Origin of the sequence: Pseudomonas sp. Irchel 3E13 (genome assembly GCF_900187455.1) — a bacterium.
Taxonomy (GTDB): Bacteria; Pseudomonadota; Gammaproteobacteria; order Pseudomonadales; family Pseudomonadaceae; genus Aquipseudomonas.
The window spans coordinates 317,760-339,240 of the sequence record NZ_FYDX01000007.1 but is presented as its reverse complement, the minus strand read 5'-3'; the positions used below and the strand labels follow the sequence as shown (position 1 = coordinate 339,240).

At 63.0% G+C, this 21,481-nt stretch carries 20 protein-coding genes; 14 read left to right on the top strand and 6 right to left on the bottom strand.

Annotated elements, in window-relative coordinates; translation table 11 throughout:
• Positions 1-12: 12 nt before the first annotated feature.
• Positions 13-789: a transporter substrate-binding domain-containing protein gene (locus tag CKW37_RS14530; RefSeq protein WP_095156399.1), complete on the bottom strand. Its 777-nt coding sequence runs from the start codon at positions 787-789 to the stop codon at positions 13-15.
• 208 nt (positions 790-997) lie between these two features.
• The gene (gene serA, locus CKW37_RS14525) at positions 998-2,227 is read right to left on the bottom strand and encodes a phosphoglycerate dehydrogenase (RefSeq protein WP_095156398.1); all 1,230 of its coding nucleotides are present in this window, start codon (positions 2,225-2,227) and stop codon (positions 998-1,000) included.
• A 171-nt stretch (positions 2,228-2,398) separates the two neighbouring features.
• Between serA and CKW37_RS14520 the strand changes: the two genes are divergently transcribed.
• The 4 genes from CKW37_RS14520 (at position 2,399) to CKW37_RS14505 (ending at position 6,585) form a co-directional block, all read left to right on the top strand.
• Entirely contained in the window at positions 2,399-3,796 is a 1,398-nt protein-coding gene (locus CKW37_RS14520) for an FAD-binding oxidoreductase (RefSeq protein WP_095156397.1), read from the top strand.
• Positions 3,797-3,836: 40 nt separating this feature from the next.
• Positions 3,837-4,502, top strand: a complete 666-nt coding sequence (locus tag CKW37_RS14515; protein WP_095156396.1) for a fumarylacetoacetate hydrolase family protein — start codon at positions 3,837-3,839, stop codon at positions 4,500-4,502.
• A gap of 147 nt (positions 4,503-4,649) precedes the next feature.
• Entirely contained in the window at positions 4,650-5,582 is a 933-nt protein-coding gene (locus CKW37_RS14510) for an SdiA-regulated domain-containing protein (protein WP_095156395.1), read from the top strand.
• A 91-nt stretch (positions 5,583-5,673) separates the two neighbouring features.
• Complete coding sequence (locus CKW37_RS14505) at positions 5,674-6,585, top strand: SdiA-regulated domain-containing protein (RefSeq protein WP_095156394.1); 912 nt, start codon at positions 5,674-5,676, stop codon at positions 6,583-6,585.
• Positions 6,586-6,618: 33 nt separating this feature from the next.
• Here CKW37_RS14505 and rpiA read toward each other — a convergent pair whose 3' ends face one another.
• Positions 6,619-7,290, bottom strand: coding sequence for a ribose-5-phosphate isomerase RpiA (gene rpiA / locus CKW37_RS14500; RefSeq protein WP_095156393.1), 672 nt, complete (start codon positions 7,288-7,290; stop codon positions 6,619-6,621).
• A 132-nt stretch (positions 7,291-7,422) separates the two neighbouring features.
• On the opposite strand from rpiA, the gene ilvA reads away from it, so the two are divergent.
• Positions 7,423-8,937, top strand: coding sequence for a threonine ammonia-lyase, biosynthetic (gene ilvA / locus CKW37_RS14495; protein ID WP_095156392.1), 1,515 nt, complete (start codon positions 7,423-7,425; stop codon positions 8,935-8,937).
• Between the two features lie 38 nt (positions 8,938-8,975).
• Positions 8,976-9,404, top strand: a complete 429-nt coding sequence (locus CKW37_RS14490; protein ID WP_095156391.1) for a DUF2269 domain-containing protein — start codon at positions 8,976-8,978, stop codon at positions 9,402-9,404.
• Positions 9,405-9,410: 6 nt separating this feature from the next.
• Here the strand turns inward: CKW37_RS14490 and CKW37_RS14485 are convergent, their stop codons facing one another.
• A complete protein-coding gene (locus CKW37_RS14485) occupies positions 9,411-10,067 on the bottom strand; it encodes an HAD family phosphatase (protein ID WP_095156390.1) in 657 nt (218 codons plus the stop codon).
• A 143-nt stretch (positions 10,068-10,210) separates the two neighbouring features.
• On the opposite strand from CKW37_RS14485, the gene CKW37_RS14480 reads away from it, so the two are divergent.
• On the top strand, positions 10,211-10,690 hold the full coding sequence (locus CKW37_RS14480; RefSeq protein ID WP_095156495.1) for an RNA pyrophosphohydrolase: 480 nt from the start codon (positions 10,211-10,213) through the stop codon (positions 10,688-10,690).
• 22 nt (positions 10,691-10,712) lie between these two features.
• Entirely contained in the window at positions 10,713-12,992 is a 2,280-nt protein-coding gene (gene ptsP, locus CKW37_RS14475) for a phosphoenolpyruvate--protein phosphotransferase (RefSeq protein WP_095156389.1), read from the top strand.
• A gap of 39 nt (positions 12,993-13,031) precedes the next feature.
• On the opposite strand, the gene CKW37_RS14470 is transcribed toward ptsP, so the two are convergent.
• Positions 13,032-13,778 carry an NRDE family protein gene (locus tag CKW37_RS14470; protein WP_095156388.1) on the bottom strand — a complete coding sequence of 249 codons (747 nt, stop codon included), beginning with the start codon at positions 13,776-13,778 and terminating at the stop codon, positions 13,032-13,034.
• 135 nt (positions 13,779-13,913) lie between these two features.
• Between CKW37_RS14470 and CKW37_RS14465 the strand changes: the two genes are divergently transcribed.
• From CKW37_RS14465 to CKW37_RS14455, 3 genes are read left to right on the top strand one after another with little or no spacing between them, the layout of a single operon-like run.
• Positions 13,914-14,696, top strand: coding sequence for a sulfite exporter TauE/SafE family protein (locus tag CKW37_RS14465; RefSeq protein WP_095156387.1), 783 nt, complete (start codon positions 13,914-13,916; stop codon positions 14,694-14,696).
• Between the two features lie 14 nt (positions 14,697-14,710).
• A complete protein-coding gene (lgt, locus tag CKW37_RS14460) occupies positions 14,711-15,520 on the top strand; it encodes a prolipoprotein diacylglyceryl transferase (protein WP_095156386.1) in 810 nt (269 codons plus the stop codon).
• A 49-nt stretch (positions 15,521-15,569) separates the two neighbouring features.
• Positions 15,570-16,541, top strand: a complete 972-nt coding sequence (locus tag CKW37_RS14455) for a thymidylate synthase (RefSeq protein WP_095156385.1) — start codon at positions 15,570-15,572, stop codon at positions 16,539-16,541.
• Positions 16,542-16,592: 51 nt separating this feature from the next.
• Here CKW37_RS14455 and cadR read toward each other — a convergent pair whose 3' ends face one another.
• Entirely contained in the window at positions 16,593-17,036 is a 444-nt protein-coding gene (cadR, locus tag CKW37_RS14450) for a Cd(II)/Pb(II)-responsive transcriptional regulator (protein WP_095156384.1), read from the bottom strand.
• A gap of 84 nt (positions 17,037-17,120) precedes the next feature.
• On the opposite strand from cadR, the gene CKW37_RS14445 reads away from it, so the two are divergent.
• The 3 genes from CKW37_RS14445 (at position 17,121) to CKW37_RS14435 (ending at position 21,481) form a co-directional block, all read left to right on the top strand.
• Positions 17,121-19,409, top strand: coding sequence for a heavy metal translocating P-type ATPase (locus CKW37_RS14445; protein WP_095156383.1), 2,289 nt, complete (start codon positions 17,121-17,123; stop codon positions 19,407-19,409).
• An 8-nt stretch (positions 19,410-19,417) separates the two neighbouring features.
• Entirely contained in the window at positions 19,418-20,287 is an 870-nt protein-coding gene (locus CKW37_RS14440; protein ID WP_095156382.1) for a LysR family transcriptional regulator, read from the top strand.
• Positions 20,288-20,416: 129 nt separating this feature from the next.
• A complete protein-coding gene (locus CKW37_RS14435) occupies positions 20,417-21,481 on the top strand; it encodes a putative 2-aminoethylphosphonate ABC transporter ATP-binding protein (RefSeq protein WP_095156381.1) in 1,065 nt (354 codons plus the stop codon).

Sequence of the window (21,481 nt, the reverse complement as noted above, 5' to 3'; positions counted from 1 at the left end):
CAGCGATGAGAGCTACTGCTTTGGCGCCTCGCTCGCATCCACACCGAACCACTTCTTCGACAGCTCGCTCAACCGCCCATCGGCCTTGATCCGTTGCAGGGCGTTGTCCACCGCACTCTGGAACGCCGGGTTGCCTTTCTGGAACGGAATCGCCAGGTTCACCACCGGGCCAAGGGTGGCGCCTTCGGTCACCGGCAATTTGCTTTCGCGGATCGCATACGGCACCAGCAGGCGGTCGCTGACGACGGCGTCGATCTGGTCGTCGGCCACTTCCTTGATCGGCTGGATAGCGTCCTTGTAGCTGCGCAGATCAACGCCTTCGACGTCTCGCGCCTGCTCGGCGAAGCTGCTGCCCTGGACCACGCCGAGGCTGTGACCCTTGAAGGCCTCAAGGCTGCGCAGCGGGCGCTTTTCTTCCTGGCGCACGATCAATTGGGCGCGGGTGTAGCTGTAGGGCGTGCTGAAATCCAGGCGCTCTTTCAATTCGGGGGTTGTAGCAATCTGATTCAAGGCGATGTCGTATTTGCCGCTTTCCACGCCGCTGAGCAGGTCGGCGGGTTCAACCACCACGAAGTCGGCATGGACATCCAGTTCCTTGGCCAATGCCTCGCCAAGTTCCACTTCAAAACCGCTCAACTGGCCGGCGGTATCGCGGAAGTTGAAGGGTGGCGTATTGGCTTCGATGGCAATACGCAGTTCGTTGCGGTCGCTGATGTCATCCATCAATTCCGCATGTGCCCATGGGCTGAGCAGGCTGGCGGCAAATAGTGCCCCGGTAATGAAACGCATCTGAGCCCCTTTTTTATGATTGGCAATTCACACAGTGTTGCCGCGACTTTCTGGAATTGCCACGGTCAAGTTGCCGCTTGTGACCGCATCGAGTGCGGAATGTTTGATTGCACGGCAAATATTTCTGCCGTTTTTCGGCAACTTTCGCAACGCGCGGGCAAACAAAAGGGAGGCCACCAGGGCCTCCCTTTTTCACAGCATGAAGCGCTTAGAACAGCACGCGGGACCGGATGGTGCCCTTGACCTGTTGCAGCTTCTCTTGCGCCAGATCCGAGTACTCGGCGTCGACGTCGATAACCACGTAACCCACTTTCTCGTTGGTCTGCAGGAACTGACCGGAGATGTTGATGCCGTTTTCAGCGAAGACTTTGTTGATCTCGCTGAGCACGCCCGGGATGTTTTCGTGGATGTGCAGCAGGCGGTGCTTGCCAGGGTGAGCCGGCAGGGCAACTTCAGGGAAGTTGACCGACGAAACGGACGTACCGTTGTCGCTGTACTTGACCAGCTTCTCGGCAACTTCCAGACCGATGTTGGCCTGGGCTTCGGCAGTGGAACCACCGATGTGCGGCGTCAGGATCACGTTGTCCAGGCCGCGCAGCGGGCTTTCGAACTCTTCGTCGTTGGAACGCGGCTCGACCGGGAACACGTCGATGGCGGCGCCGATCAGGTGCTTGTCCTTGATCGCTGCGGCCAGGTGATCCAGTTCGACCACGGTACCGCGGGCGGCGTTGATCAGGATCGAGCCCTTCTTCATCGCGCGGATTTCTTTCTCGCCGATCATCCACTGGGTGGACGGCAGCTCAGGCACGTGCAGCGAGACGATGTCGGCCAGGCCCAGCAGTTCGTTCAGGCTGGTGACCTGGGTCGCGTTGCCCAGCGGCAGCTTGGTCAGCGGGTCGAAGAAGAACACCTGCATGCCCAGGCTCTCGGCCAGGACCGACAGTTGAGTACCGATCGAGCCGTAGCCGACGATGCCCAGCTTCTTGCCGCGGATCTCGAAGGAGTTGGCCGCGCTCTTGATCCAGCCACCGCGGTGACAGGAAGCGTTCTTCTCGGGGATGCCGCGCAGCAGCAGGATGGCCTCGGCCAGCACCAGCTCGGCAACGGAGCGGGTGTTGGAGTACGGGGCGTTGAACACGGCGATCGCGCGATCGCGAGCGGCGCTCAGGTCAACCTGGTTGGTACCGATGCAGAAACAACCAACAGCAACCAGTTTCTTGGCGCAGTCGAAGATCTCTTCGGTCAGTTGAGTGCGGGAGCGGATGCCAATGAAGTGGGCATCGGCGATCTTTTCCTTCAGCTCGGCTTCCGGCAGGGAACCGGTGAGGTACTCGATATTCGTGTACCCGGCGGCCTTCAGGACGTCCACGGCGTTCTGGTGGACGCCTTCAAGAAGAAGGAACTTGATCTTGCTCTTATCGAGAGAAGTCTTGCTCATCTGCGTAAACCTGTGTCCCGGAGAAAAATGGCAGGGAAGTGAAGCTCTCGCGAATCGGCCATCAGCACGATTGGCGGGGGGCGTATGCTAGCATATCGACCCCTCGCTACGCCCATCCCTGCTGCGTGAAGTGTGCTCAGGGTGACTATGAATAGTTCGAGAGTTCTATCGATGACCGATCCTGTTCTGATTGACGAGCTGATGACCCTGGTCGAGCCCGGCAAGGTACTCACTGACGCCGCTTCCCTCGACGCCTATGGCAAGGACTGGACCAAGCACTTCCCGCCAGCACCTAGCGCCATTGTCTTCCCGAAAAACATCGAGCAGGTCCAGGCCATCGTCCGTTGGGCCAACACCCACAAGGTCGCGCTTGTGCCGTCGGGCGGGCGCACCGGGCTGTCTGCTGGCGCGGTGGCGGCCAACGGCGAGGTGGTGGTGTCGTTCGACTATATGAACCGCATCCTCGATTTCAACGAATTCGACCGCACCGTGGTCTGCCAGCCCGGCGTGATCACCGAGCAGTTGCAGAACTTCGCCGAGGACAAGGGCCTGTATTACCCGGTGGACTTCGCTTCCGCCGGCTCCAGTCAGATTGGCGGCAACATCGGCACCAATGCCGGCGGGATCAAGGTCATTCGCTACGGCATGACCCGCAACTGGGTCGCCGGCCTGAAAGTGGTCACCGGCAAGGGTGATCTGCTGGAACTGAACAAGGACCTGATCAAGAACGCCACCGGTTACGACCTGCGCCAGTTGTTCATCGGCGCCGAGGGCACCCTGGGCTTCGTGGTCGAGGCCACCATGCGCCTGGATCGCGCGCCGAAGAACCTTACGGCGATGGTGCTCGGCACCCCGGACTTCGACTCGATCATGCCGGTGCTGCACGCCTTCCAGGGCAAGCTGGATCTGACCGCTTTCGAGTTTTTCTCCGACAAGGGCCTGGCCAAGATCCTCGATCGTGGCGATGTGCCGGCGCCGTTCGAGACGCCGTGCCCGTTCTATGCCCTGCTGGAGTTCGAAGCCACCACCGAGGAGGTGGCCAACGATGCTCTGGCGCTGTTCGAGCATTGCGTCGAACAGGGTTGGGTGATCGACGGGGTCATGAGCCAGAGCGAGCAGCAGTTGCGCAACCTGTGGAAACTGCGCGAATACCTTTCCGAGACCATTTCCCACTGGACGCCGTACAAGAACGACATCTCGGTCACCGTGTCGAAAGTGCCGGCATTCTTGCGGGATATCGACGTCATCGTCAGCGAAAGCTACCCGGACTTCATCGTCGTCTGGTACGGCCATATCGGCGATGGCAACCTGCACCTGAACATCCTCAAGCCGGATGACATGAGCAAGGACGAGTTCTTTGCCACCTGCGCCATCGTCAACAAGCAGGTGTTCGAAACCGTCGAGAAGTACAACGGATCGATTTCCGCCGAACACGGCGTCGGCATGACCAAGCGGGATTACCTCGGCTACAGCCGGTCGCCGGCCGAAATCGAATACATGAAGGCAGTCAAGGCGGTGTTCGATCCCAACGGAATCATGAATCCGGGCAAGATCTTCGCTGTCGAGTGATAACACGTCACAGATCCAACCAGCGCTCCAGGAGTCGGCAATGAGCTATCAGCACCAATACGTAGACGGAACCCGCATCCACTTCGCCTTGGGCAAAGTGGTGTGCATCGGGCGCAATTACGCCGAACACGCCAAAGAGCTGGATAACCCGATCCCCACCGAGCCCCTGCTGTTCATCAAGCCGGGCAGTTGCGTGGTGTCGCTCGAGGGCGGCTTCAAGATCCCGGTCGAGCGCGGTTCGGTGCATTACGAAGCGGAAATCGCGGTGCTGTTGGGCAAGTCGCTGTCGCCCCAGCCTTCCGAAGAGGAAGTGCTGGACGCCATTTCCGGCTTTGCCCCGGCACTGGACCTGACCCTGCGTGACCTGCAGGCGCAGTTGAAAGAAAAAGGCCTGCCGTGGGAACGCGCCAAGTGTTTCGATGGCGCCTGCGTCCTGCCGCCGTTCGTCGCCGGCAGCAGTTTCGAAGACCTTGCGGACATCGGCATTCGCCTGACCATCAACGGTGAAGTCCGCCAGGATGGCAACAGCGCGCTGATGCTCAACCCCATCGTGCCGATGATCCAGCACATGGCCTCGCAATTCTCGTTGCAGGCTGGCGATGTGATCCTGACGGGTACGCCTGCGGGCGTCGGCCCGTTCAATCCGGGCGATGAGCTGGTGCTGGAGCTGCCAGGCGTCAGTCGTTTCGAAAGCCGCGTCCTGTAAGTGCGCAAGGGCAGCCGATGAGGCTGCCCTTTTGCTTTGTCAAACCACTTCGTCGGCTTTTGGCATTTTTTTCACAAAATATCCGGATAATTCCTGCGCGGCCCGACCGCTCCGTCTCTCAGGCTGGAAAACAACAGGAATTCTCCAATGGCCACCCCTCTTCCTACAGGCGGTTCTTTATCGTCCGTGCATAAGCGTCCGATCGCCCTGCGCCGTTCCACTTGGCTGCTGTTCGCGGCCGTGATCGGTTATGGCGTGGCCATCGCCATGCATTGGGATGATCGAGGATTCCTCTGGGTTCAGGAGCGTTTCCAGACGCAGGTGGAGCAGAAAGCCAGCGTCTGGCTGCCGGACTATCACGTCGATATCGATGCCAAAGTGCTGCCAGGCATGGAGAAGGACGAGGCCTCCGACCTTTCCTATGATCCGGTCCGCAAGACACTGTTTTCGGTGATGGGCAAGAACCCGTTCCTGGTCGAGTTGACCCTTGATGGCGACGTGCTGCGCAAGATCCCGCTGGTCGGCTGGGCCAACCCCGAAGGCGTGGCCGTCATGGCGGACGGTCGTCTGGCCATTACCGACGAACGGCTGCACAACCTGACCTTCGTGACCCTTGATGACGCGGCCCGCGAGTTGAATATCAAGGACTTCCCGCAATACGACCTTGGCACCTCGGAAAACCAGAACAAAGGTTTTGAGGGTATCGCCTGGGACCCGGCCCAGCAGCGTCTGGTGTTGGGCGAGGAGCGCCCGCCGCGTCTGTTCGTCTGGCGTACTGACGGTCGCTCGCCGCTGACCGGCACCAAGCAGGAACTGCCCAACGACGATCTCGACCTGCGCAACCTGTCGGCCGTGGGTATCGATCCGCGCACCGGCCATATGCTGCTCCTGTCGGCAGACTCCAACATGCTGCTGGAACTGAACGAGCAGGGTGAACAGGTCAGCTTCATGACGCTGCTCGGCGGCTTCAATGGTCTGAAAAATCGTGTCCCGCGTGCCGAAGGCGTGGCGATGGATGAGCAGGGCACGCTGTATATGGTCAGCGAGCCGAATCTGTTCTATCGCTTCAAAAAGGACTGAGCGGAAGAATTTTCTGATAGTGGCATTAAGCTTCGATTCAGCTCGCTATGGTTAGATTCTCGCCGTTCCGTTTCCCGCCGAGTCCTGTCGAATGCGCCGCTTTCTACGTCTGCCCCTGATTGCCCTTTCCGTTGGCCTGCTGGTCGCGTTGTTGTTGGGGGTGGCGGGCCAGCAATACCGCCTGTTCGAGCGCGGCTGGTTCAACCTCAAGACCTGGTGGCAGCCCGCCGAGCAGAGCATCGGCCTCGACCGTTACCAGGTGGTGATCGAGGCGCGGCCGATCGAGGGGCTGGATGAAGACATCTCCGCGCTGACCTTCGATCCGGACCGCAACAGCCTGTTCACCGTCACCAACAAGAATCCCGAACTCATCGAGCTGTCGCTGGAAGGCCGGATTCTGCGCCGGGTGCCGCTGACCGGCTTCGGCGACCCGGAGGCGGTGGAGTATGTCGGGCGCGACAGCTATGTGATCACCGACGAGCGCGAGCAGCGGCTGATCCGCGTGCGCCTGACCGCTGACACCCCGTTCCTCGACGCCAAGGACGCCGAGCAACTGACCCTGGGCATCGGCCTCAATGGCAACAAGGGCTTCGAGGGCCTGGCGTACGATCAGAAGGGCAAGCGCCTGTTCGTCGCCAAGGAGCGCGACCCGATGCTGATCTACGAAGTCCACGGCTTCCCCCACGACAACCCCGAACAGCCCTACGCCGTGCATGTGGTGCAAGACCGCAAGCGTGATTCGAAGCTGTTCGTGCGGGATCTGTCGAGCTTGCAGTTCGATGAGCGCAGCGGTCATTTGCTGGCGCTTTCGGATGAGTCGCAACTGGTGCTGGAACTGGATGTGACGGGCAAGCCGCTGGCGAGTCTGTCGCTGCGCAAGGGCTTCCAGGGCCTGAGCCAGAGCGTGCCGCAGGCGGAGGGGATTGCGATGGACGACGCGGGGACGTTGTACCTGGTGAGCGAGCCGAACCTGTTCTATGTGTTCAGGAAGTCGGCGGATTGACCGGGGCCTGCACGGCAGGCCCCGATTTGCTCGTCAGGCCTTGAGGGACTTGACCCCTTCGGCAGTGCCCAGCAACAGCAGGTCCGCCGGACGCGCCGCGAACAGGCCGTTGGTGACCACGCCGACGATGGCGTTGATCTGCGCTTCCAGTTCCACCGGGTTGGTGATCTGCAGGTTGTGCACGTCGATGATGATGTTGCCGTTGTCGGTCACCACGCCGTCGCGGTACACCGGATCACCGCCCAGCTTCACCAACTGGCGCGCTACGTGGCTGCGGGCCATGGGGATGACTTCGACCGGCAGCGGGAAGTTGCCCAGCACCGGCACCAGCTTGCTGCCGTCGGCGATGCAGATGAAGGTCCGGGCGACCGCGGCGACGATCTTCTCGCGGGTCAGGGCAGCGCCGCCGCCCTTGATCAGGTTCAGGTGCTCGTCGCTCTCGTCGGCGCCGTCGACGTAGAACTCCAGTTCGCTCACGGTGTTCAGTTCGTAGACCGGGATACCGTGGCCCTTCAGGCGCGCGGCGGTGGCTTCGGAGCTGGCGACGGCGCCGTCGAAGGCGGTCTTGTGCTTGGCCAAGGCGTCGATGAAGCAGTTGGCGGTCGAGCCGGTGCCGACGCCGACGATGCTCTTGTCATCGAGCTTGGGCAGAATGAAATCGACAGCGGCCTGGGCGACAGCCTGTTTGAGTTGGTCCTGGGTCATGCGGGCTCCGAAGCGGGGAGTATCGTGAGGGCGCGTAGTATAGCGGCTAAAACCCCGGACTTGCTGTGGTCGCCCGACAGGGCGCTGGGGTAGACTCCGATCCCCCGTCCAGCCGCCCGTGATGCTTTCCCGATGCTCGAACAGTACGTCAAGAAGATCCTCACCTCGCGCGTTTATGACGTCGCCGTGGAAACCCCTCTGCAAGCCGCCGGGCAGCTCAGCAAGCGTCTGGGCAACAACGTGCTGCTCAAACGCGAAGACCTGCAGCCGGTGTTTTCCTTCAAGATTCGCGGCGCTTACAACAAGCTGGCGCAACTGACCCAGGAAGAGCGGGCACGCGGTGTGGTCACCGCCTCGGCCGGCAACCATGCTCAGGGCCTGGCGCTGGCGGCGCGGGAAATGGGGGTCAAGGCGACCATCGTGATGCCGCGCACCACCCCGGAAATCAAGGTCGAGGGCGTGCGTTCGCGTGGTGGCAAGGTCGTGCTGCACGGCGATTCCTTCCCCGAGGCGCTGGCCTACTCGCTGAAACTGGTCGAGGAAAAGGGCTTCGTTTATGTCCATCCCTATGACGACCCGCACACTATCGCCGGCCAAGGCACCGTGGCCATGGAGATCCTGCGCCAGCACCCGGGTCGCCTCGATGCGATCTTCGTGCCGGTGGGCGGCGGTGGCCTGATTGCCGGGATCGCTGCGTACGTCAAATACCTGCGCCCCGAAATCAAGATCATCGGCGTCGAGCCAGACGACTCCAACTGCCTGCAAGCCGCCATGGCCGCGGGCGAGCGCGTGGTGTTGCCTCAGGTCGGACTGTTCGCCGACGGCGTCGCGGTGGCGCAGATCGGTCAGCACACCTTCGACATCTGCAAGGACTACGTCGATGAAGTGATCACCGTCAGCACCGATGAAATCTGTGCGGCGATCAAGGACATCTACGACGATACCCGCTCGATCACCGAGCCTGCCGGCGCCCTGGGCGTTGCCGGGATCAAGAAATACGTGGAGCAGCGCGGCGTGTCGGGGCAGACCCTGGTCGCCATCGAGTCCGGTGCCAACGTCAACTTCGACCGCCTGCGCCACGTGGCCGAGCGCGCCGAATTGGGTGAAGGCCGTGAAGCCATTATCGCCGTGACCATCCCCGAGCAGCCGGGCAGCTTCAAAGCGTTCTGCGAGGCCATCGGCAAGCGTCAGATCACCGAATTCAACTACCGCTACCACACCGGCAGCGAAGCGCACATTTTCGTCGGCGTGCAGACCCACCCGGACACCGATCCGCGCAGCGCGCTGATCCAGCACCTGACCGAGCAGGGTTTCCCGGTACTGGACATGACCGACAACGAACTGGCCAAGCTGCACATCCGCCACATGGTCGGCGGCCATGCGGCCCGCGTCAGTGACGAGTTGGTGCTGCGTTTCGAGTTTCCCGAGCGGCCGGGCGCGCTGTTCAACTTCCTCAACAAGCTGGGCGGGCGCTGGAACATCTCCATGTTCCACTACCGCAACCACGGCGCGGCGGACGGCCGTGTGGTGGCAGGCCTGCAAGTGCCCGAGGACGAACGTCATCTGGTGCCTGCGGCGCTGGCGAAAATCGGCTATCCGTACTGGGACGAGACCGAAAACCCGGCCTACCGGCTGTTCCTCGGCTGAGCGGCTACGCTTTGAGCAATGCCTGAGGAGTCGAATCCATGGAACCGCTGATTGCCCTGAAAACCGCCCATGTCCTGGCCACCGTGCTGCTGTTGGGCAGTGCCGTGGGGTTGGCGTTGTGGACCTGGCGCAAGCGCCGCGCGGGAGATGCGGCGGTTTATGGCCGGCTGCTGCGGCGGCCGTTGGGGTTTGTCTGGTTGTTGATGGGGATTTGCCTGGTGAGCATGCCGTTCACCGGCTGGTGGCTGGTGCACCTGGTGGGCTGGCCGCTGGGGCAGACCTGGGTGCTGGGCTCCAGCGTGCTCTATACCGTTGGCGCGTTGGCCTGGTTCTGGTTGCTGGCGCGGGTCAATCGCCTGCGCACCGCGCCGGCCGTGGGTAAACCGGGGTTTACCCTGGCCCTGGCGCTGTTCAGCGGGGTGTGTTTCATCGCTATCGCCGGCCTGATGGGCGCCAAGCCGGTCTGATCGCGCTCAATCGCGCAGGCTGATCACCGGCCAGCCGCGTTTCTCGGCTTCGGCGCGCAGGTTCGGGTCGGGATCGACCGCCACCGGGTTGTCGACCTGCTCCAGCAGCGGCAGGTCGTTCATCGAGTCGCTATAGAAGTAGCTGCCTTCCAGGTTCAGCCCGTTCTCGTCCAGCCAGCGGCGCAGGCGCGTCACCTTGCCTTCGCGGAAGCACGGCACGTCGGTGCTGCGGCCGGTGTAGCGGCCATCGACCAGCTCGCACTCGGTGGCCAGCAGGGTTTCCACCTCCAGGCGCTTGGCGATCGGCCCGGTAATGAAACGGTTGGTAGCGGTGATGATGACCAGCTTGTCGCCCGCGTCGCGGTGCTTCTTCAGCAGGGCCAGGGCCTTGGGCAGGATGATCGGTTCAACGCAGTCGCGCATGAATTCGCCGTGCCACTGGTCGAGCTGGGCCATTTCGGTGGTGGCCAGGATTTCCAGGCTGAAGTTCAGGTAGGCCTGCAGGTCGAGCTTGCCGGCCAGATAGTCCTGATAGAAGGCGTCGTTGCGGTTCTGGTACTCCACGGGGTCGAGAATGCCGCGGGCGCAGAGGTAATCGCCCCACGCGTGGTCGCTGTCGCCGCCGAGGAGGGTGTTGTCCAGATCGAATAAAGCCAGGCGCATTGAAGAGTCACTCGCATAACATCTGAAAAGTCCCACAGAATACGGACTTTTCACAACGCTGCACATAAGGTATGGCCGGCGCGTTGCTGGCCTTGCAAGCTTTGTGGAACAATGCGGCGACATGCGTTTGCGAGGCTGCTGCCGTGATCGACCCCGATGGTTTTCGCCCCAATGTCGGGATCATTCTTACCAATGATCTTGGACAGGTGCTATGGGCTCGGCGAATCAACCAGGATGCCTGGCAGTTTCCCCAGGGGGGCATCAACCCCGATGAGACCCCGGAAGAAGCGTTGTACCGCGAGCTGAACGAAGAAGTAGGACTGGAGCGGCAAGACGTTGAAATTCTTGCCTGCACCCGTGGCTGGTTGCGTTATCGTTTACCCCAACGCCTGGTGCGGACCCACAGCCAGCCGCTGTGCATCGGCCAGAAACAGAAGTGGTTCCTGCTGCGACTGGTTTCCAACGAGCAGCGGGTGCGGATGGACTTGACCGGTAAACCGGAATTCGATGGCTGGCGCTGGGTCAGCTATTGGTATCCGCTGGGCCAGGTGGTGACATTCAAGCGCGAGGTGTACCGCCGCGCGCTCAAAGAGCTTGCCCCGCGCCTGCTGGCGCGCGACTGACGACGGAGTTCGACCCCGAGCCATGCTCAATACGCTGCGCAAGATCGTCCAGGAAGTTAACTCCGCCAAGGATCTCAAGACGGCGTTGGGGATCATTGTCTTGCGCGTCAAAGAGGCCATGGGCAGTCAGGTCTGCTCGGTCTATCTGCTCGACCCGGAAACCAACCGTTTTGTCCTGATGGCCACCGAGGGCCTGAACAAGCGCTCCATCGGCAAGGTCAGCATGGCGCCGAACGAGGGCCTGGTCGGCCTGGTCGGTACCCGGGAAGAACCGCTGAACCTGGAAAACGCCGCCGATCACCCTCGCTACCGCTACTTCGCCGAAACCGGTGAAGAGCGTTTCGCTTCCTTCCTGGGCGCGCCGATCATCCACCACCGTCGCGTGGTCGGGGTGTTGGTCATCCAGCAAAAGGAGCGTCGTCAGTTCGACGAGGGCGAAGAAGCCTTCCTGGTCACCATGAGCGCGCAACTGGCCGGGGTTATCGCCCATGCCGAGGCCACCGGTTCGATCCGCGGCCTGGGTCGCCAGGGCAAGGGCATCCAGGAAGCCAAATTCGTCGGCGTGCCGGGTTCGCCGGGTGCGGCGGTGGGGACCGCGGTGGTCATGCTGCCGCCGGCCGACCTGGACGTGGTGCCGGACAAGACCGTCACCGATATCGATGCCGAACTGAAACTCTTCAACAACGCCCTCGAAGGCGTGCGCGGCGACATGCGCACCCTCTCGGCGAAACTGGCCACCCAGTTGCGTCCGGAAGAGCGGGCGTTGTTCGACGTCTACCTGATGATGCTCGACGACGCCGCGCTGGGCGGCGAAGTGGCGCAGGTCATCAAGACCGGCCAGTGGGCCCAGGGCGCTCTGCGCCAGGTGGTGGTCGAGCACGTCAACCGCTTCGAACTGATGGACGACGCCTACCTGCGTGAACGCGCGTCCGATGTCAAAGACCTCGGCCGGCGCCTGCTGGCCTATTTGCAGGAAGCCCGCCAGCTTTCGCTGGTCTACCCCGACAACTCCATCCTTGTCAGTGAAGAACTGACCCCGGCGATGCTCGGCGAAGTGCCGGAAGGCAAGCTGGTCGGGTTGGTGTCGGTGCTGGGTTCGGGCAACTCCCACGTGGCGATCCTCGCCCGGGCGATGGGCATTCCCACGGTGATGGGCCTGGTCGACCTGCCGTATTCCAAGGTCGACGGCATCCAGATGATCGTCGACGGCTACAAGGGCGACGTCTACACCAACCCCAGCGAAGTGCTGCGCAAGCACTACGCCGATGTGGTCGAGGAAGAGCGCCAGTTGGCCCAGGGCCTCGACGCCCTGCGCGAACTCCCTTGCGAAACCACCGACGGCCACCGCATGCCGTTGTGGGTCAACACTGGCCTGCTGGCCGATGTGGCGCGGGCGCAGCAGCGCGGCGCCGAGGGCGTCGGCCTGTACCGCACCGAAGTGCCGTTCATGATCAACCAGCGCTTCCCCAGCGAGAAGGAACAACTGGCGATCTACCGCGAGCAACTGGCGGCCTTCCATCCGCTGCCGGTGACCATGCGCAGCCTGGATATCGGCGGTGACAAGTCGCTGTCCTACTTCCCGATCAAGGAAGACAACCCGTTTCTCGGCTGGCGCGGCATCCGCGTCACGCTCGACCACCCGGAAATCTTCCTGGTCCAGACCCGCGCCATGCTCAAGGCCAGCGAGGGCCTGAACAACCTGCGCATCCTGCTGCCGATGATTTCCGGTATCCACGAACTGGAAGAAGCGCTGCACCTGATCCACCGCGCCTGGGGCGAAGTGCGTGACGAAGGCACCGATGTGCCGATGCCGCCGGTGGGCGTCATGGTCGAGATTCCCGCAGCGGTGTACCAGACCAAGGAACTGGCGCGTCAGGTGGACTTCCTGTCGGTCGGTTCCAACGACCTGACCCAGTACCTGCTGGCGGTGGACCGCAACAACCCGCGGGTCGCCGATCTCTACGACTACCTGCATCCGGCGGTGCTGCAGGCCCTGCAACACGTGGTCACCGCGGCCCATGCCGAAGGCAAGCCGGTGAGCATCTGTGGCGAGATGGCCGGTGATCCGGCGGCCGCGGTGTTGCTGATGGCGATGGGCTTCGACAGCCTGTCGATGAACGCCACCAACCTGCCGAAGGTGAAGTGGATGCTGCGCCAGATCAGCCTCGGCAAGGCCAAGGAAATGCTGGCCCAGGCCATGGACATCGACAACCCGCAGGTTATCCACAGCACCTTGCAACTGGCCCTGAAGAACCTTGGGCTGTCGCGGATGATCAATCCGGGGCCGACGCAGAATCTCTGAACTACCCAGGGCCTGATCGCAGCGATCAGGCCCTGAGCTTCACAACACCAGTTCGACCTCTCCCAGACGCCCTCCAAGCGGCCCGAAACTCCGCTCCACTAGCCTGCGTCCCCCGTCCGCCTCGACGATCAGCACCGTACTCGCCCGCGTCCCGTAGTTCTGGCTGGCAATGAACACGCTCGACAGCAAACGCTCGGTCGTCAATCCGACGCGGGTATCCGGCAACTCGCTGTCGGCGGCCTGATTATTGTCCGCCAACAACTCGAACAGCCGCGCCGGGTCCGGATCGTCCAGCCGCTCGCGCAAGCCTTCGCGCGCCTTGATCAGCTTGGGCCAGGGCGTATCCAGCGCGGCATTCGACAAGCCATAGACGCCCGCCTCCAGTAACCGCGGTGTCGCGTCCCCACCGTGCAGATAACCCAATTGATGGCTGTCCCCGACCAGCAGATTGAAGCCGGAATAATGCAGTGCCTCGCCCGCAACCCGCTCCAGATAGGCCTCGACCGAAAGCTTCCCGCGCAGATAGCCCGCCACCAGTTCGCCCCGCGAGCGGGCGCCCGCTGGCTGGCCGGGGTCACGGATATTGGTCAGCGCGGCGAAGCGTCCCTGCGGGCCCAGGCCCAGCCAGGTACCGCCGGCTTCGAGGTCTCGCCCGGCATGCACGCCGGGCGCCTCGTCCCATTGGCTCAAGGCCAGGGTCGGGCGGGCATAGAACTCGTCACGGTTGGCCGCGACGATCAGCGGCCGGGCATTTCCCGGCCGCCAGGCGAAAACGATCAGGCACATCGTGGTTCTCGTCGATCTTGTCGGTAGTGGCGCCACTGTACCTCAGGCGACGCTGACAAGGTCTTCATCTGCCATGAGTAGAGGCAAAGGCCCACCTTCCGTTACCATGCCGGACTGATTTTTCCGGGGGCGACAATGGAATTCGTGCTCTATCTGCTGCTGGGCGCCTGCGCGGGCGTGTTGGCCGGACTGTTCGGCGTCGGTGGCGGCATCATCATCGTGCCGGTGCTGGTGTTCAGTTTCACCCTGCAAGGCTTCGATGCGTCCGTGCTGACTCACCTGGCGGTGGGTACTTCGCTGGCGACCATCGTCTTCACCTCGATCAATGCCGTCCGCGAGCACCATCGCAAGGGCGCGGTGCAGTGGCCGATCTTCGCCTGGATGACTCTGGGGATCCTGATCGGTGCAGGAATCGGCGCCAAGACCGCCTCGCTGATCCAGGGCCCGCACCTGCAGAAGATCATCGGCACCTTCGCCCTGATCATCGCCGTGCAGATGGCCCTGGACTTCAAGCCCAAGGCCAGCCGCAGCGTTCCCGGCAAGGCCGGGCTGACCGCGGCGGGTGGCGTGGTTGGCTGGGCCTCGGCGATCTTCGGCATCGGCGGCGGCTCGCTGACCGTACCGTTCCTGACCTGGCGCAGCCTGCCGATGCAGCAGGCGGTGGCGACGTCCTCGGCGTGTGGCCTGCCGATCGCCCTGGTCAGCGCCCTGAGCTTCATGATCCTGGGCTGGCACGACGAGCACCTGCCGCCCCATAGCCTGGGCTTCGTGTATTTGCCGGCGATGATCGGCATTGCCGCGACCAGCATGTTTTTCGCCCGCTTCGGCGCGCGCCTGGCGCACAAATTGTCGCCACGCCTGCTTAAACGCCTGTTCGCCGCGCTGCTGTTCTGCGTCGGCCTGAGCTTTTTGCTTTAACGAGAGGAGTCACCATGCTGCCTTACCCGCAGATCGATCCCGTGGCACTGGCCATCGGGCCACTGAAAATCCATTGGTATGGCCTGATGTACTTGGTGGGCATCGGCGGTGCCTGGTTTCTGGCTTCGCGCCGGCTCAACCGCTTCGACCCGACCTGGAGCCGCGAAAAGCTCTCGGACCTGATCTTCTGGCTGTCCATGGGGGTGATTGTCGGCGGGCGGCTCGGCTACGTGCTGTTCTACGACCTGAGCGCCTACCTCGCCAATCCGACGCTGATCTTCGAAGTGTGGAAGGGCGGCATGTCGTTCCACGGCGGTTTCATCGGGGTGATGCTGGCGGCATTGTGGTTCGGCAAGCGCAACAACAAATCGTTCTTCGAACTGATGGACTTCGTCGCGCCGATGGTGCCGATCGGCCTGGGTGCCGGGCGTATCGGCAACTTCATCAATGCCGAGCTGTGGGGCAAGGCCACTGACGTGCCGTGGGCCATGGTCTTCCCGCCGTTCAGCGATCCGGCGCAGTTGCCGCGTCATCCGTCGCAGCTTTACCAGTTCGCCCTAGAAGGCGTGGCACTGTTCCTGATTCTCTGGCTGTATTCGCGCAAGCCGCGGCCAACCATGGCGGTGTCGGGCATGTTCGCGCTGTTCTACGGCATCTTCCGTTTCATCGTCGAATTCGTCCGCGTGCCGGATGCCCAGCTTGGCTACATCGCCTGGGGCTGGCTGACCATGGGTCAGATTCTTTGCGTGCCGATGATCGCCGGCGGCCTCGGCCTGATCTGGTGGGCCTATAATCGCAAGCCGACGGTAAAATCCGCGGTCTGAAATTCCACGGCAGGGGCGATCCCCCTGCCGTCTTCGTTACAGGAACGCTATGAAACAGTATCTGGATCTGGTCCGCGACGTTATCGAGAACGGTACGTTGCAGGAAAACCGCACCGGCGTGCGCACCATCAGCCTGCCTGGCGCCATGCTGCGTTTCGATCTGCAGAAGGGCTTCCCGGCCATCACCACGCGCAAGCTGGCGTTCAAGTCGGCGATTGGCGAGATGGTCGGCTTCCTTCGCGGCGTGAAGAACGCCGCGCAGTTCCGCGAGCTGGGCTGCAAGGTCTGGGACCAGAACGCCAACGAAAACGCCCAGTGGCTGGCCAACCCGTTCCGCCAGGGGCATGACGACCTGGGCGAGATCTACGGCGTGCAATGGCGCCAGTGGCCGGCCTACAAACGCATCCCGCTGAGCAATCCGGCAGCGATCGAGCTGGCGCAGAGCCAGGGCTTCGCGAAGATCGCCGAGGCCGAGGAAGACGGTGAAGCCTTCGTCGTGCTGTACAAGGCCATCGACCAGATTCGCCAGTGCGTCGACACGATCATCAAGGACCCGGGCAGCCGGCGCATCCTGTTCCACGGCTGGAACTGTGCCCAGCTCGATGAAATGGCCTTGCCTCCGTGCCACCTGCTGTACCAGTTCCACCCGAATGTCGAGACCAAGGAAATTTCCCTGACCCTCTACATCCGTTCCAACGACCTGGGCCTGGGCACGCCGTTCAACCTCACCGAAGGCGCCGCGCTGCTATCGCTGGTGGGCCGCCTGACCGGTTACACGCCGCGCTGGTTCACCTATTTCATCGGTGATGCGCATGTCTACGAGAACCACCTGGACATGCTCAACGAGCAAATGCGCCGCGAGCCGCTGGCCGCGCCGAAGTTGGTGATCAATGATCGTGTGCCGGAATTCGCCAAGACCGGTGTGTACGAACCGGAGTGGCTGGAGAAGATCGAGCCGAGCGATTTCAGCCTGGAAGGGTATGAGCATCATCCACCGCTGACGGCGCCGATGGCGGTGTGATCTCTCCTGTGAGAGCTGGGTTGCCAGCTCTCACAGGGGCGCGGGTGGCCTTTAGTGTCCGTGGCTTCGCCCTACATGCGAATGCTCCGTCTCCGGCACCGAAACCGCCCCGGTCACCTCCAGCCTCTCCAGAATCGCGCAATGCGCTCCCTCGGTCTGGCAGCGCCGGCGCAGTTCCACCAACTGTTCCTGCAACGCGACCAACCCGTCGATCCGCGCTTGGACGTGCTCGATGTGCTCGTCGATCAGCGCGTTGACGCTCTCGCACTGGTCCTGCGGGCTGTCCCTCAGCCGCAGCAGGCTGCGGATCTCTTCGAGGGTCATGTCCAGCGTCCGGCAGTTGCGGATGAAGGTCAGCCGCTCGACATGGGCCTGGGTGTAGACCCGGTAATTGCCCTCGCTGCGTGCCGGTTCCGACAGCAGGTTTTCTCGCTCGTAGTAACGGATGGTTTCCACCGCGCAGTCGGTGGCCTTGGCCAGTTCGCCGATCTTCATCTGCAAATACCTCGACAGGTTGCTTGACCCTATAGTGGCTACAGGGTGTTCACTTGGCAACAGCACATTTAGGGACGAGCCTTTATGAATCAGCCTGTCAGCTACGAGCCCCACAAAAAGCCTCACGATCACGACCACAGCCAGCACAATCACGATCATGCGCATGAAACCAAGCAAGGCTGCTGCGCGCCCAAGCCCGCCGCCCATGCCCACGGTTGCTGTTCCGGCGCTGAAGCCCCGGCGCTGGTGCAGTTGCGCGAAAGTGCCAGCGCTGACGCCCGGCTCAGCCGTTTCCGCATCGAGGCCATGGATTGCCCGACCGAGCAGACGCTGATCCAGAACAAGCTGGGCAAGCTCGACGGCGTTGAGCAGCTTGAATTCAACCTGATCAACCGCGTCCTCGGCGTGCGTCACACGTTCGCCGACACCCAGGCCATCGAGCAGGCGATAGCCTCGCTCGGCATGCACGCCGAGCCAATGACCGCCGATACCAGCGAAGCCGCACCGGCCCCGGCGAAGAAGGCCTGGTGGCCGCTGGCGTTGTCCGGCGTTGCTGCGCTGGCAGCGGAAATCGTCCATTTCACCAATGCCGCGCCGGAATGGGCGGTGGCTGCGCTGGCGCTGGCCGCCATCCTCGGCTGTGGCCTGAGTACCTACAAGAAGGGCTGGATCGCCCTGAAAAACCGCAACCTCAATATCAACGCACTGATGAGCATCGCCGTGACCGGCGCCGTGCTGATTGGCCAGTGGCCGGAAGCGGCCATGGTGATGGTGCTGTTCACCCTCGCCGAAGTGATCGAGGCCCGCTCGCTGGACCGCGCGCGCAACGCCATCGGCGGCCTGATGCAACTGACCCCGGACGTGGCCACGGTGCAACAGGCCGATGGCCAGTGGCGGGAAGTCGAGGTGGCCCAGGTGGCCCTGGGCGCTCGGGTGCGTTTGCGGCCGGGCGAGCGGGTCGGGCTGGATGGCGAGGTATTGAGCGGACAGTCCACGATTGACCAGGCGCCCATCACCGGTGAAAGCCTGCCGGTGGAAAAAGGCCCGGGCGACAAGGTCTTTGCCGGTACTATCAACCAGTCCGGCGAGCTGGAATACCGCGTCACCGCCGCCGCCGGGCAATCGACCCTGGCCCGGATCATCCACGCGGTGGAAGAAGCCCAGGGCGCACGGGCGCCGACTCAACGCTTCGTCGATCAGTTCTCGCGCATCTACACCCCGGCGGTCTTCGCCTTCGCCCTGGCAGTGGCGGTGATTCCGCCGCTGTTCATGGCCGGTGCCTGGTTCGACTGGATCTACCGCGCCCTGGTGCTGCTGGTGGTGGCCTGCCCATGTGCACTGGTGATTTCCACACCGGTGACCATCGTCAGCGGCCTCGCCGCCGCGGCGCGCAAAGGCATCCTGATCAAGGGCGGCGTGTACCTGGAGGGCGGACGCAAGCTGGACTTCCTCGCCCTCGACAAGACCGGCACCCTGACCCACGGCAAGCCGGTGCAGACCGACATGCAGGTGCTCGACACCCTGTTCGAAGACCGTGCCCAGCGCATCGCCGCCAGCCTTGCCGCCCGTTCCGATCACCCGGTGTCCATGGCCATCGCCCGGCACGCCGAGGAAAACGCGCTGGTGCTGGAGTCTGTGGATAACTTCCAGGCCCTGATGGGGCGTGGCGTCAGCGGTGAGGTCGGTGGCGTGAGCTATCACCTGGGCAACCACCGGTTGGTTGAAGAACTGGGGCTGTGCTCGCCGCAACTGGAAGAAAAACTCGACGCCCTGGAGCGCCAGGGCAAGACAGTGGTGCTGCTGCTCGACAGCTCCGGCCCGCTGGCGCTGTTCGCCGTGGCTGACACGGTCAAGCAGAGCAGCCGCGAGGCCATTGCCGAACTGCATGAGTTGGGCATCCGCACCGTCATGCTGACTGGCGACAACCCGCACACTGCCGATGCGATTGCCGCCCAGGTCGGTATCGACGAAGCCCGCGGCAACCTGCTGCCGGCGGACAAGCTGGCAGCCATCGAAGAACTGTATGGCAAGGGGCACCGGGTCGGCATGGTCGGCGACGGTATCAACGACGCCCCGGCCCTGGCCCGCGCCGAAATCGGCTTCGCCATGGCCGCGGCCGGCACCGACACCGCGATCGAGACCGCCGACGTCGCGCTGATGGACGACGACTTGCGGAAAATCCCGGCCTTCGTCAGGCTCTCGCGGCAAAGCGCGGCGATCCTGGTGCAGAACATTGTTCTGGCCCTGGGGATCAAGGCGATCTTCCTGGCGATCACCTTTGCCGGCATGGCCACCATGTGGATGGCGGTGTTCGCGGACATGGGCGTCAGCCTGTTGGTGGTCTTCAACGGGCTCCGGCTGTTGAGAAAGTAAGAGGTTGTATGTTGAGTTCCGAGCTGAAGGCGTTCTTCATGGTGGCCCGCCTGGGCAGCATCACCCTTGCCGCGAAGAAGCTCGGGCTCAGCCAGCCCACCGTCACCACGCAGATCCGCAACCTGGAAAGCAGCTACGGCGTCGAGCTGTTCTATCGCGGTGGCCGGCGTCTGGCGTTGAGCGAAGATGGCGCGCGGTTGCTGCCGATGGTCAAGGCGCTGTTGCAGCAAGAGGCCGATATCGAGTTCTTCCTGCGTAACAGCGGGCAGGGGCAGGGCGCCTTGCGGGTGGCGGCGACGGCGCCGTATTACATCCTCGATCTGGTGAAAATCTTCCGCGAGCGCCTGCCGCAGGTGGAGGTGTCGGTGGAAATCGGCAACTCCCAGCAGGTGCTGGAACTGCTGGAGGATTACCGGGTGGACGTGGCGGCGTCCTCGCAACTGCTGGAGGACACCCGGCTGGTGCGGCGGATATTGGGCACCGATCCGCTGGTGGTGGCGGTGCACCGCAGCCATCCGCTGGCGTCGCGCGAATCGTTGCCGCTGGCGGCGCTGGCCGGGCATTGCCTGCTGATGCGCGAGCAGGGCTCGACGACCCGCAAACTGACCGAGCAGATGCTGGAAGAGGCCGGCGTCAAACCGGGCGCCTTGCTGGAGATTGGCAGCCGCGAGTCGATTCGCGAAGCGGTGCTCCGGAATATCGGCATCAGCATCATTGCCCGGCATGAAGTGCCGCATAACCCGGAATTGCGGGTGATCTGCCTGGAAGGGGCGCCGGTGATGCATGAGTATCTGTATTGCTTGAAGGAGCGGCGTCAGGCGCGGTTGCCGGCGGCGTTTCTGGGATTGGCGCAGGAGATGTCGGCGCTGGAGTCCTGATTCTTCTTTGCCCTCATGACCACCAAACAAAATCTGCCAATACCACTATCACCAGCTTTTGCCCCAACGCCACAGAACCTTCTTAAACCCTCCCTAGCATGACCCTCATCTGTACGGTGAGGTCCTGTCATGAACAACACGCTCGCAAATCCCGGCGCCCAACTGCGCATTCGCGGTATCCACAAGCGCTTCGGCGCGTTCACGGCGTTGAACGATGTCTCCCTCGATGTCGCCGCCGGTGAACTGGTCTGCCTACTCGGCCCGTCCGGCTGCGGCAAGACCACGCTGCTGCGCTGCATCGCCGGGCTCGAACGTCAGGATCGCGGTGAGCTGAGCATCGGCGAGCGTGATATTTCTACCCTGCCGCCCCAGGCCCGTGACTACGGCATCCTGTTCCAGTCTTACGCGCTGTTCCCCAATCTCACCGTCGAAGCCAATATCGCCTACGGCCTGGCGGGGGCTGGCCGCAATGAAGTGCGCGAGCGCGTCGGCCAGATGCTTGAGTTGGTGGGCCTGATTGGCAGCGAGAAGAAATACCCCGGCCAACTCTCCGGCGGCCAGCAACAGCGCGTCGCGCTGGCCCGCGCCCTGGCGCCAGCACCGTCGCTGCTGTTGCTGGACGAGCCGATGTCGGCCCTCGACGCCCGGGTTCGTGAACACCTCTGCACCGAGCTGCGCCAACTGCAGCGTCAGCTCGGCATCACCACCCTGATGGTGACCCACAACCAGGACGAGGCCATGCTGATGGCCGACCGCATTGCCGTGATGAACAACGGCCAGGTCGAGCAGTACGCCACCGCCCAGGAAATCTACGACAAGCCGGCTACGCCGTTCGTCGCCGAGTTCATCGGCCAGGGCAACTGGCTGCCGTTCCAGCGTTGCAGCGACAGCCACGCCCAGGTCGGCGGCCTCAACCTGCGCCTGGCCCCCGGCGCGCGGGCCAGCGGTAGCGGTCGGTTGTTCTGCCGCCCCGAGGCGATCAGCGTCAACCCGATCGTGCATGAAGAAAACCTGTTCCCGGCGCGCCTGCGCGAAATCACCTTCCTCGGCAATCGCTGCCGCATGAGTTTCGAGCTGCACCAGTTGCCCGGTCATGCCCTGCTCGCCGAAGTGGCGCCAGAAGCCATGCCGCAACTGGGTTCGCAAGATATCTGGGTGGCGCTTCCGCCGCGCAGCCTCCAGGTGTTTGCCTGA